This window comes from Tepidibacter hydrothermalis (assembly GCF_029542625.1).
In the GTDB taxonomy this organism is placed as follows: Bacteria; Bacillota; Clostridia; order Peptostreptococcales; family Peptostreptococcaceae; genus Tepidibacter_A; species Tepidibacter_A hydrothermalis.
Genome location: NZ_CP120733.1, coordinates 1,596,870 through 1,609,125, shown reverse-complemented (window position 1 = coordinate 1,609,125; position 12,256 = coordinate 1,596,870). Strand labels below are relative to the sequence as shown.

The following is a 12,256-nucleotide window of genomic DNA, read 5'->3' as shown; positions in this document are numbered from 1 at the left end:
TTAACATCTCTTTTCTAAAATTAATAATGCAACAGTCACAAAAAATGAAACCCCAATAAGAAAATAATCTTTTATTAGAAATTCTATTTTTCGCCTTGAAGTATGTCCTTTCGGATTTGATATCCCTCTTGTTTCAGAAGCTGCTGCTAATTCTTCCGCTATTCTTGTTGAACGAACCATGACTGGTACAAACGTGTATTCCAGTGTTTTAATTGGATTTTTCAATGAGATAAGATTTCTGAGTCTCATTGAAATGAAAACTTCTCTAAATTCTCCTCTAATTGTTGGAAAAAAGCGCATCATAAAAATAAAAGGTAAAGAAATAAACTGTGGTGCACGCATTTTCTTAAAAACAGCAACAATTTCACCAGGTGGCATACCAACAATTGGCATTGTGGACATAAGAGTTGCCATTGTCCTTGTAATAATAAATAAGAACATATCTGGTATAAAAACTGTAAACCCATTACCGTTAGAAATTTTTCTTAACAAAATAGCTACTAGACAAACACTTAAACACTTCAGCATCTGCTTTGTCATCCCTTGGAATAATAAATAGACTGATAAAACGAAAATTAGGAAATAAAATAATGTATCCCTTGTAATTGCAGAAACAAGGGATATATTTAACATCAGCACGATGAGTTTTGCTCTAAAATCAAACGTTATCGCTTTCATTATTCTATTTATTGATTACTCCAATTTTTCTAAAATGTTTTTCTATCATTTTATTTCCAAGGCGACAACCTATAATTGCAGCGACTATTGTCAATCCGCAACTAATTAATACCCATTTTGGGGAAGTATAATATTGAGTTTGAATAGCAACTTGCTCTGGACTAACACCACTTTTGATAAAAGCATCTTTAAAGAACCATATTTCACTCATTCCATGCATTGCTCGTGTTAAAGAAGTAATTGTCCATGCCATGGCTATTCTTTTAATATCTCTATAACTATTATCTCCAAGCATTACTAATTCTGACAAAATCCCTCCTCCTAAAAACCATGGAATCATAAATGGTCCCATAAACAAGGTTGCCATAATCGCTTGAATAGCATTATAGATAAATGCAATCCCTGGTTTGCCAACCTTCATTGACATGTACACAAAAAATGGTGCTAAAATAAGCGCTGTAAATACTGCATTCAATACCATGTTAAAAAATAAGGATGCTCCAGTCACCATAGAAAAAGCAATAAATACCACAATCATAATGGCACAAAATATCCCAACGGTCGCAAAATCTTTTACCGTTAACCTTTTACTTTTTGTTTCCATACAAACCTCCTAATAATATAAATTCAAATACGTTTTATTAATACCACCTTACAAATATTAACATACGTTTCATTTGATATCCACTCTCAATAGACAGAATCTATCCATTCAGACACTTTTTTATACTCCCTTGGAGAACAACCATAGATTTGCTTAAATGCTGTAGACAATTTTGCTGGATTGGAATAACCAATTAAATTAGCAATCTCAGCAATTGATTTTTCACTCTCTTTTAAATAAATTGTTGCTTGCTGAAGCCTATAGGTTTTCAAATAACTATAAATTCCCATTCCATAAACTGCTTTAAACCATTTCTTCATCATTGTTTGAGATATTTTAAATTCACTAGAAATCTCTTCAAGAGTATAATGCTTTGTAATATCTGTTGTAATAAAATCTTTAATTTGCTTTGTCTTCTCCACTTGATACTTTGTTAAATACATTCTTTTTTCTTCCTGGAATATGTAGGCTTCTTTTGTTAGATACAAAAGAAGCTCCATTACTTTAATTCTTAAATAATAAAACTTTAAAGTTTCATCCCCATAGTAAAATTCATAAAAAATATGCTCTAGGACTTCATTACTTCTTATGATAATACACAAATTATTGTTTATAATTTTTTCATATACTTTCCAAGCATCTACACCAAAGTTATCAAATAGCTCAAACTCTGTAATTTTATTAAAATCTAATAAAATCGTTATACCATGATAATGCTTAAGTGGAAAAAAGGATACTGTTGATTTTTTATTTTTTAAAGAATGAATAGCTAAATCCCCTTCTGACATATACTCACATCTATTTTTCTCAAATTCACATTCACATCTTCCAACTCTACAATGGTTAATCTCTATAACCTTCGGTAGAATAGGATTTCTTTCTTCACAGTATTCAAAGTGCAGATCATTATAAATTACTTGAACTCCTTCAAATAAATTATAAACGGTAATTTCCCCATTTCCACTTTCATTCTGTATTTCATATACTATTTTATACTTATTACTTTTAACTATTTTAATGGTTTCTCCGTATAATTTCTGTAACATGTAAAATGGTACCTATAGATTGGACACATAAAAAAGAGTGTCTAGTTTATAGGTACTTTTTTGTGTATAATTATCATTGAATATGGAGGCCTTTAGTATGAGTAAAATTACATTTTCAAAAGACAATATTGAAAGATTAAATAAGAACCCTTATGTAAAGCGCGTTAGCGAGAAGTCAATAACATACTCTGACGAGTTTAAAATAATGTTTATTGAGGAGTATTTAAGAGGAAGCACACCACGAACTATTTTCATTGATGCTGGATTTGACGTTGAAATACTTGGTGTCAAGCGCTATGAACAGGCGGCAGCCAGATGGATAAAAGCGTACAAGAAAGATGGAATTATAGGATTAAGTGATACTAGAAGAGTGAATTCAGGCAGACCAAGTAATGCTCCAGTTTCAAAGGACGATATTATTAGCAAACAAGAAGCTAAAATAAAACTGCTTGAGGAACAATTAGAATTGCTAAAAAAGCTCGACGTGACAGAAAGGAGGCTGGTAAACAACTGCGTAAATCTAACAAATAATGAAGTATATGAGTTAATTTTAAAGACTGTGTCTAAAAAAGATTATTCAGGCACAGTTTCTTATTGCTGCTCAATTTTAGGGGTTTCACGTTCAGGTTATTATCATTATTTAAAGACAGCACCTTCTAGAACTATAAGGGAGAATGAAGATTTAAAAGCTAGAGATATTATATTAAAGGCTTATAATTATAGAGGTTATAAGAAAGGTTCTAGATCAATTAAAATGACACTAGAAAATGAGTTTGGTATTATATACAGTAGAAAAAAAATCCAAAGGATTATGCGAAAATACAGTATAGTATGTCCTATAAGAAAAGCCAATCCGTATAGAAGAATAGCCAAAGCGACAAAAGAACATAGAGTAGTACCTAATCTGCTACAGAGAAATTTCAAACAGGGTATTCCTGGCAAGGTGCTACTTACTGATATCACATACATCCCTTACGGGATAAATAAAATGGCATATTTATCAGCTATCAAAGATAGCTCTAGTAACGATATTCTAGCATATCATGTATCTGATCGAATTACTTTAGATATAGCTACAATTACAATTAAAAAATTAGTTAATACACATAAAGCTGATTTACATGATGAAGCTTTTATCCATTCTGACCAAGGGGTCCACTATACAAGCCCTAAATTCCAAAAATTACTAAAAAGCCATAATCTAGGACAATCCATGTCTAGACGTGGTAACTGCTGGGATAATGCACCTCAAGAATCCTTCTTTGGTCATATGAAGGATGAAGTAGATTTCAAAACATGTTCTACACTTGAAGAAGTAATTAATAAAGTTGATAATTACATGGATTACTATAATAATTATAGATGTCAATGGGGATTAAAAAAGATGACTCCTAAACAATTTAGAAATCATCTTTTGAATGCAGCTTAACCCTTTTTTTATAATGTCCTTGACAAAGGGTCCATTTTAATGTCTTTACCTCTTTTTTATAAATGTTTTCAAAAATATAACTATAATACACAATATTTCTTATATCATATAAGCCCTAACTCCCAATCTTCTTCACAAGAACTTATCTCTTCTCCATTCTGAACAATAGAGATTATGTTTTTTTCAATCATATTAGTAATTGTTTCTTTTGCATCTAACACTTCAAAAGGTCTATAAATACCTTGTACAAGCTTCTTTGCATATAAAGAATCAATGCACCTTTTCAGCATAAAAGCTGACACCTTCGAACTTTTTTTTGACTTTAAATAAAGTTCTTTTTCAATTGATTCCCTATTTTTTATGCCTTTTACACGAATTATATATATATTGTTAATTTCATCAATTACTCTTTTATTAAAATCTGCTGCAATATGATTAGATATTTGTATTATCTTCTCTGCATTATCTGTTGTCATTAAATTTAAATATCCTTGCCTCATCATCTCTAAATTATCTGAATTAAAAAATATGTTGCCAAAATGTATTCTTTGAATAGATAGTTTTCTTGCTACTTCTACCATTTCATTATTTATGAATTCTGAAATATATACTTCCCTTTCTAGCATCTTATCGTACACCTTGTTTATGATACCACCATTATAAACAAGTTGATTTTGTTCATAATAATAGTTAGCTTTTCCAAACCCCATGTGACTACTTAAAAGTAAATCACATATTCCAGAAGAAGATATAATCTCATTGAATCCTATATTTAATTCCATATAATCAATATCATCTACAAAACTATCTCTTATCCAAAATGGAATAAGACCTGTAAATCCAGGATAATCTCCACAGGAAATAACCACTCTTGAAGAAGTATTCAACTGTTCTTGAGACAAAGAATTCATTAAATAAACATCTCCAAATGGGTCTATATAATCCTTATGATATTGAAGAGCCTTTTTCAATATTTTGTCATGCACCAAATAAGAAGGTCCTGTACAATTTACAATTAAATCACACTCTTTAATAAATACTCCTAACTCATCTTCTGAATTAATATTTAATATATAATCTTTCTCTACAAAAGATGATGCAATTTTTTTATGTTTGGTTCTATGAGCTACTTTTATAATATATTCACCAGTCCCTAACAGCTTTAATAACTGTTGACCTAACATACCAGTTGCCCCTATAACCCCAATTATTTTTTTGTTCATTTCATCAACTCCATAGTATTTTTGACACTGCTTTGCAATTTTTATCTTCAACACAATTTATGTGATTTCCTTTTATATTGTAAAATTGAACATCACCTACTAAATATTTACTCCATAAATGTAAATCATCACAGAAATAATCATCTTCTTCAATAAAGAAATTATCTGTTTTTTCACTACACTTTAAAATACAAACTTCTCCATCATAAACACTTGGAACATAGCTAGAAGCAGATCTAAAGTGCTCTAAAAAGCTTTGATATATCGTTTTTCTTTTACCTTCTTTTATATTACTGTTTTCATAAGTCTTATAAAGCTGATAAAAGTCTTCACACTCCTTTTTTACATTAGAAATAAGTTGCTCACAAAACTGACCATTATTTTTTTCTTTAATATATCGAATTGCTTTTAAAATACCTTTTGAATCTATTTCTACTCCACTTTTTTTCACCAAGCTCTCACCAGTTAGTTCAGTGAAAATAATACTCATAAGAAAATCAGATTTACAAAAGTCTTCTACCATATTATCATCTAGTTCTTCAAGAATTCTTTTCTTATTAAGATAAGAACTAATAAGTATTAGTTTGTCTACTTTTTCTCCTCTTTTTTTCAAATTACTAGCAGTTTCAAGTGCTATATTACCACCAACACAATGTCCAATTAATTCAAACTTTGATCCACCAAACTCATCGATTAATAAATTTGCATAATGATTAGCTAACTCTTTGAAAAAATCATTAGACTTTTCAATAAATTTTGTGTTTAAATTTAATCCAAATACCTCATAATCCTCTTGATGATATTTATTTATATTTTCAACTAAGCCTTTATGCAGATTTATACTGCCTGTACCATCATGGAAAAATATAGCTTTTTTTCTTTGTTTCTGTGTGTTATTTGTCAAATTTATAATTTCAGATATTTTATTTTCCAAAACTTCATCATTCGAATAAAGTTCATTAATTTTGGCACTTACTTTTTTTATAGTAGGGTTTTTGACTATAACATCTGCAAACATCCCCCAATCCCATGTCTTAGTTTGAGGATATTCTTTCCAAAGCTTAGAAATAAGTTGTGTGATTACTAATGAATCTCCACCAACCTCAAAAAAATTATCTTCTAGATCTATATTGTCTAACTTTAATAGCTCTTTCCAGATTTCTTTTAAACGCTGAGTCGTGTTAGACGAAGGCTGCTTTTGTAAATAACTTTTATTAAAATTTCCAATAAACATTTTCTGACCCATTTTACTCAACGCTTTATTTTCACTTGGGAAATCTACCCATATGTTTGTGTCTGCATTAGATAGCATAGTTAACCACTGATTGTAATCAAAAAATATTCCGTTATTATCAGTTCTACAATCATTAAAATCATTTAATGCATCATTTAGTTCTATAGAGGTTAATAAGAATTCTGGCTCTTTTGCCTCATCAATAATAATAAACATTCCACCATCTTTAATAAGACGATTGATGATATTTAGAGCCTTATCTCCATTTTTTGCATTGTGCAGCATATTAGCGCAAATTATAATATCATAAGATCCTTCTGTAAAGCCTTGGTCATGAAAAGGTTTATTAATATCAAATATTTTGTATTCAATAGCTGGGTTTTGATATCTTTCTTTTGCTTCATTTAGAAAATAATTAGATATATCCGTAAAACAATAAGAAAAGTCTAACCCCTTAAGCCCTTCTATAACTACAGAGCTTGTACCTCCTACACCAGCACCAATTTCTAATATATTAACCTTTTCATTGTTCTTTGATTTCATCTCAACAAATTCTTTAACAGCTAAGCTTGTCATTTCATTAAAAATTTTGCTTACTTTATTTTGTTGATATGTTCCTATAGCTGTTTTAGAGCTTCCTTGTGGAAAAAGTAATTCCACTGTTTGTACTTTTTGTTGTAATATTGGCAATAAGTTTTCACTACATTTTTTCAAGTAATCAAAAAAATCTTTTCCATAGTTTACTTGTAATTCTTTTTGTTCAAATACACTCCAATAATCTTTTGAAATATTTTCAATAATAGTACTGTCTATTAAAAAGTATTGATCATTTTCCTTACAAATAATTTTGTTAGTTTTAAGTACTTCCAACCATTTCTTTGTAAAATTAATATATCCTTCATCAATATCCAATTTCCTAATAATCTCTTCTATAGTTATCTTGTTATCATCTAAAAATATCCCATTTTCATAAAATGTTTTAAATATATCTAAAGTAGCCACTTCATTGGCACAAGTAATCCAATCAACCAACGATGTATCCTCAATATAATCATTATTTTTTACAATATATTCACTTATTTTTTCAGTAATACTCTTTTCTCCACTACTAAGGTAATTTATAATAATATCTTTATGCTTAACTAATTTTTCTTTAATTCCATGTTTCATAGTACCTTTTGGTGCTTTATATCGAATATTTCCATTTTCTTCCCACAACTGAATACCCTGTTCCTCTAAATCAACAATATATTCTTTAAGCATTATAATACCCCTTCCTCAATCTCCTCTTCTTGCTCTCCCATAATAAATGGATCTTTTATAAGATTTTTTAAAACGCCTATGAAATAATCAAATTTAATTTTTAAATCTTTTTCATCAAATGCTGATTTTAAATAATCCCAATTAATCATCAATTGATTTTCAACAACACTAGTTTGACAATCTAAATAAACATTTGGTGTTTGAGTAACAGAATACACTATCTCTCCAATATGTTTTGTATTTATATTCTCAATAACACCTAAGGTACTTGTATAGACAACAGGCATTAGAGTCTTTTGATTATTGTTTTTTCTGTTAAGTGCTCTAAGTACTTCTATTCCACTGTAACTTAAATGTTCAATATTTTGAATCATTGTATCTTGAATATTCTTTGTTCTATCATAAAAATCACTTTTATCATCATAATGTATTTCATTTAAAAAAGTAGTAGTATAATCCCCAATATCTCCCATGAAATCATATTGGTTTGCTGAATTATCAACTGTTGTAATATTTATGGTATAGTCTAAATCATTTGTCCATTTATAAAGACTCTCTGAAAAAGCAGATAAAATAATATTAGACACTGTTAAATTATATTCATATCCTATTTTTTTCAATGCCTCATAGTCTTTTTTATTAAAGAAATGAGAAAGTCTTTCAAATTCAAATAATTTTGGAATAAATGTTTCTTTAACAACTTTAGGAGCTTTTGGTATATAATCAACTTTCTTTTCCCAGTACTTTGTATCAATTTCATATTTTTTTAAATCATTTCTAATTATTCTCTCTCTTTTAAATGTATCTGGTTGAGAAATATCGTTATATAGCTCATTTATTCTGTTCATTATATGTCCTATACTCAATGCATCTAGGAAAATATTATCAAAACAAAAATGAATAATTGAACTTTTTTCTGATATTTGTGTGACATCAATAACAAATGGCGGCCATTTACTAGGATCTGCAATCTTTGATAACATTTTTTTTCTCTTTTTTAAAATATAATCGTGTCGAGATGTTTGATTATATTTTCTTATATCTTTTTCTCTAATAACATAATTAGGTACTTCTTTTAATATTCTCTGTTTTGTTCCATCTTCATCAATAACTGTTTTTAACATTTTGTGTTCCTTAATAAGAGCGTTAATTATTGTAGATAATTTTTCTAAATTTAAATTTTCACTTTTAATCTCAAAATAGCAATTTGAAGGTTGTTTACCACTTCCAAAATATCCTTTTCTACTCACCCAATAGGAATGTTGTATTCCAGTAAGAGAGCTAGACATTAAATCCTCTTTATTTGTACTATTCTCTAATATTTTATCAAGAGAAACTTCTTTTTTTATTTCCTTGTTGCTAATATATTGAGCAAGTTCTTGAATAGTCTTATAGGTAAATATATCTACTATTTTAATTTCATATCCTAATACTTTCTTTATTAATATATTTATTTTTATTGCAACCAATGAATCTCCACCCATTTCAAAAAAGTTAGATAATAACGTATATTCTTTTGTTGCAAAAACTTCTTGATATATTTCTAGTAGTTTACGCTCTAAATTTGAATTTGGGGATATTTGCGCAAACGAATTTCTTGTTGTTTTTATATGGGAAAGCAATTTTTTTGAATCAATCTTATTATTTTTATTTAATGGAAATCGATTTAAAAACACAACAGTATCAGGTACCATATAATTTAGCACCCTACTTTTTAATATATCTCGAATTTCCTCTGAACTTATTTTTTCATTTTCTTTAACAATCACAAATGCATGTAGACTATTTTTCTTATCATTTGGAACTACTTTACATCTATCAACCTCTTTTATTTTTAAAATGCTCGATTCGATTTCTCCAAGTTCAATTCTGTGCCCTTTTATTTTAACTTGTGTATCCTTTCTTCCTAAAAATTCAATGGTGCCATCATTCCAAATACGTCCCATATCTCCCGTTCTATACCAAGTAATCGCACCTTGTTTAACAAATTTTTGCTTTGTTAATTTAGGATCTCCTCTATATCCTAGAGCTACTCCTACACCACCGATCCAAAGTTCACCACTAACCCAATCAGCACAAGTGCGTCCATTTTCATCAACAACTTTATAAATCTGATTTTTTAAAGGTCTTCCATAAGGTATTGAAACCCAGTCCTTTGGAATGTTTCGAGGTACATTTAGATAATTTGACCAAATAGAAGCCTCTGTGCCTCCTCCCATGGCTACTACAGTTGAAATATTTTTGCTCAATTTATAAAATCTTGAAGGCAATTTTAAAGGAATCCAATCACCAGACAACATAGCAACACGAATTGGTAAATTTTTATTAAAACTTTCAGTAAATGTTACCAGCATATCTAATAAAATAGGAACAGAATTCCATATAGTTATATGATATTGCTCAATTAATTCAAACCAAGTACTTGGATTTTTATAATGATCCTCTTCCAATATCACTATAGTACCTCCAACTGATAATAGTCCAAAAATATCATATACAGAAAGATCAAAATCTATTGCAGAGACTGCAAGTACACTATCTGACTGTGATATTTTGTATTTTTCATTAATATCATCTATAGTATTTACTGCACTTGCATGACTTATATCTACACCTTTTGGCATACCTGTTGAACCTGAAGTCATGATTATATAGGCACTACTTTTTGGTTTTACTTCAATAGGTTTATCCATTAGCTCTTGTTTAAGCGTTTCGTTTATATCTAGTACCATTACTGAATCACTTTTCAGTTCTTTTTGCTCAATCGTATCCATATTACTGACCAATGCTTTTATACCAATCTGATTGTAAATTTTTTCTCTTCTTGAAACTGGTTGGTTAATGCCAACAGGAACATATACCCCTCCACAAAGTAGAATCCCTAGCATTGATTCAATTTGTTCAAGACCTCTTGGTAAAACAATACCTACACAATCACCCGGCTTAATCCCACTATTTCTTAAATTTGTTGCTATATGTAATGCCTTTTTATAAAGTTCTTTATAAGTAACTTCTTGTTTATTTATTCCATTAATAAGGGCTACTTTATGAGGTGTGAGGTTTACCCATTTGATAAAATCCGTATATATATTTTTATCAGGATATTGCAATGGTAATATATCATTCAAAGCTTCTTCTCTAACTTCTAGCTGATTTTCAGGAAATACATCTATAAAAATATCCCAATCATCTTTTGTTGCTAATTTCTCGATCATTTTTACTAAAGATTCAAACATATCATCTAAAAGTCCTTTAGGGAATAATTCATCAACTGCATCCCATGCTAAAATCAATGATCCATCTTTTATATATGTTTGAAAATCTAACCATACTTGAGGAGTTTGAGAAATCATATACTGAATATTGCCAAAAGCTTCTCTAGACAAATTGCTTTCTAATGTAGTATCTATATTACACGCAAATACAACCGGTGCCACCAAATCATTTTCTCCGTTTATTATAGAAATATCCCTTTGAACCTCTACACCTGAATAACTAGAATGACTAACATTTGAAATTAATGTTTGTTTTATGTTGTTCATTGTTTGAAGGAAAGTACCTTTATCTTTTTTTGTAAATTCAACTAATAAGAGGTTTGTAAAATCTGCTACCATTTCTTGAATGCTTTCCCTAGAATCTGTTCTATTAAATAATGGTAAGTTAAGTAAAAATCCCTCTTCATTGCACCATCTTTCTAATATAAGTGCATAGCATGTTAATAAAAACATTGAAGGTGTTTGTTTGTAAAACGCTGCTTTATTCTTAATTACCTTCCAATTATCTTTGTCAATTTTTTTGCTTCGTCTACTAAACTTTGGATTTGTAATTTGCTCAGGCTTTTTGGCTAGTGGTAAAGAAGGAGCTTTTGGAAGATTTTTAATTTTATTTTCCCAGTATTCTTTATCCTTTTCATTTTCTTCACCGAGCATATCTTGTTTTGATAATAAATATTCTTTAAATGTTAGCTCTTGAGTATTTTCAAAAGAATTTTCTCCTGTATATGCATTTGCTAAATCTCTAATAAGAATACTTAAGCTTTGAACATCTGCAACAAGTAGATCAACATCTATATGAAGTCTTGTCTTATTGTCTGGAAGCAAACTTAAGCTAAGGCCTGCTACTTGACCTTTTTCTACGGCCAATCTTCTGTGAGATATTTGTTCTCTAATCTTTAACAACTCTTCTTCGCAGCACTTCACAGAAGATGTTCTAAAATCATGTACCTCAATTTTTTTATCATATGGTTCTTTCATTATCATCTGTTTTCCATCATCTAAAAACTTAGCCCTTAACATAGGATGATATTTCTGAATTACATTCCATGCTATCTTTAATCTTTCAGAATCAACTCCTTCTCCATCAAATTCTAAATATGCATGACAACCAACCCCTCCTAAAGGTTGCCCTTGTTCTCTACCAATCCAATAAGCCTGTTGAACATCTGTTAAATCAAAAGACTTATCAGACTGTCTTAAATCAATTTTTTTACTTTCTTGTTGTGTAAATCCATCTTTTTTATTTTTTCTAAATTTTGCATTATCAATTAATTCATTCCATTCTTTAAGCAATGGTTTTGAAATCATTTTAGAAAATGGAACATCCAATCCAAATTGTCTAAGTTTAGTTGATAGTTGCATAATCTGTATAGAGCTCATACCTTGTTCAATTAAATTTTTATCTTCTTCAACTTCTTTTACGCCTAATAACTTAGTTATTTCTCCATTAATAAAATTTCTAGCTTCTGTTCTCTTTTTTTCAATTCCCATAAGGTTCCCCCAC

General features: G+C 29.3%; 7 protein-coding genes. 1 reads left to right on the top strand and 6 read right to left on the bottom strand.

Going from position 1 to position 12,256, the window contains the following annotated elements; all coding sequences use genetic code 11:
* The 3 genes from P4S50_RS07170 to P4S50_RS07160 all read right to left on the bottom strand — a co-directional run bounded on the left by P4S50_RS07170 (position 1) and on the right by P4S50_RS07160 (position 2,328).
* Positions 1-678, bottom strand: a complete 678-nt coding sequence (locus P4S50_RS07170) for an energy-coupling factor transporter transmembrane component T (protein ID WP_331489712.1) — start codon at positions 676-678, stop codon at positions 1-3.
* Positions 679-682: 4 nt separating this feature from the next.
* Positions 683-1,282 (bottom strand): MptD family putative ECF transporter S component, encoded by a 600-nt coding sequence (locus P4S50_RS07165; protein WP_277734049.1) that lies wholly within the window; start codon positions 1,280-1,282, stop codon positions 683-685.
* 86 nt (positions 1,283-1,368) lie between these two features.
* A complete protein-coding gene (locus P4S50_RS07160; protein ID WP_277734047.1) occupies positions 1,369-2,328 on the bottom strand; it encodes a helix-turn-helix domain-containing protein in 960 nt (319 codons plus the stop codon).
* Positions 2,329-2,425: 97 nt separating this feature from the next.
* Between P4S50_RS07160 and P4S50_RS07155 the strand changes: the two genes are divergently transcribed.
* Complete coding sequence (locus P4S50_RS07155) at positions 2,426-3,757, top strand: IS3 family transposase (protein WP_277730718.1); 1,332 nt, start codon at positions 2,426-2,428, stop codon at positions 3,755-3,757.
* A gap of 104 nt (positions 3,758-3,861) precedes the next feature.
* On the opposite strand, the gene P4S50_RS07150 is transcribed toward P4S50_RS07155, so the two are convergent.
* Genes P4S50_RS07150 through P4S50_RS07140 form a run of 3 tightly spaced genes read right to left on the bottom strand, consistent with a single transcriptional unit; the run spans position 3,862 to position 12,243 of the window.
* A complete protein-coding gene (locus P4S50_RS07150) occupies positions 3,862-4,980 on the bottom strand; it encodes a saccharopine dehydrogenase NADP-binding domain-containing protein (RefSeq protein WP_277734045.1) in 1,119 nt (372 codons plus the stop codon).
* 4 nt (positions 4,981-4,984) lie between these two features.
* The gene (locus P4S50_RS07145) at positions 4,985-7,477 is read right to left on the bottom strand and encodes a TubC N-terminal docking domain-related protein (RefSeq protein ID WP_277734044.1); all 2,493 of its coding nucleotides are present in this window, start codon (positions 7,475-7,477) and stop codon (positions 4,985-4,987) included.
* Entirely contained in the window at positions 7,477-12,243 is a 4,767-nt protein-coding gene (locus P4S50_RS07140; RefSeq protein ID WP_277734043.1) for a non-ribosomal peptide synthetase, read from the bottom strand. The genes P4S50_RS07145 and P4S50_RS07140 overlap by 1 nt, the downstream gene beginning before the upstream one ends.
* Between the last annotated feature and the right edge of the window lie 13 nt (positions 12,244-12,256).

Excerpts from the sequence above, each read along its gene's own strand:
- P4S50_RS07155 (WP_277730718.1), top strand. The coding sequence starts at position 2,426 with ATGAGTAAAATTACATTTTCAAAAGACAATATTGAAAGATTAAATAAG.
- P4S50_RS07140 (WP_277734043.1), bottom strand. The coding sequence starts at position 12,243 with ATGGGAATTGAAAAAAAGAGAACAGAAGCTAGAAATTTTATTAATGGA.
- P4S50_RS07160 (WP_277734047.1), bottom strand. The coding sequence starts at position 2,328 with ATGTTACAGAAATTATACGGAGAAACCATTAAAATAGTTAAAAGTAAT.
- P4S50_RS07170 (WP_331489712.1), bottom strand. The coding sequence starts at position 678 with ATGAAAGCGATAACGTTTGATTTTAGAGCAAAACTCATCGTGCTGATG.
- P4S50_RS07145 (WP_277734044.1), bottom strand. The coding sequence starts at position 7,477 with ATGCTTAAAGAATATATTGTTGATTTAGAGGAACAGGGTATTCAGTTG.
- P4S50_RS07150 (WP_277734045.1), bottom strand. The coding sequence starts at position 4,980 with ATGAACAAAAAAATAATTGGGGTTATAGGGGCAACTGGTATGTTAGGT.
- P4S50_RS07165 (WP_277734049.1), bottom strand. The coding sequence starts at position 1,282 with ATGGAAACAAAAAGTAAAAGGTTAACGGTAAAAGATTTTGCGACCGTT.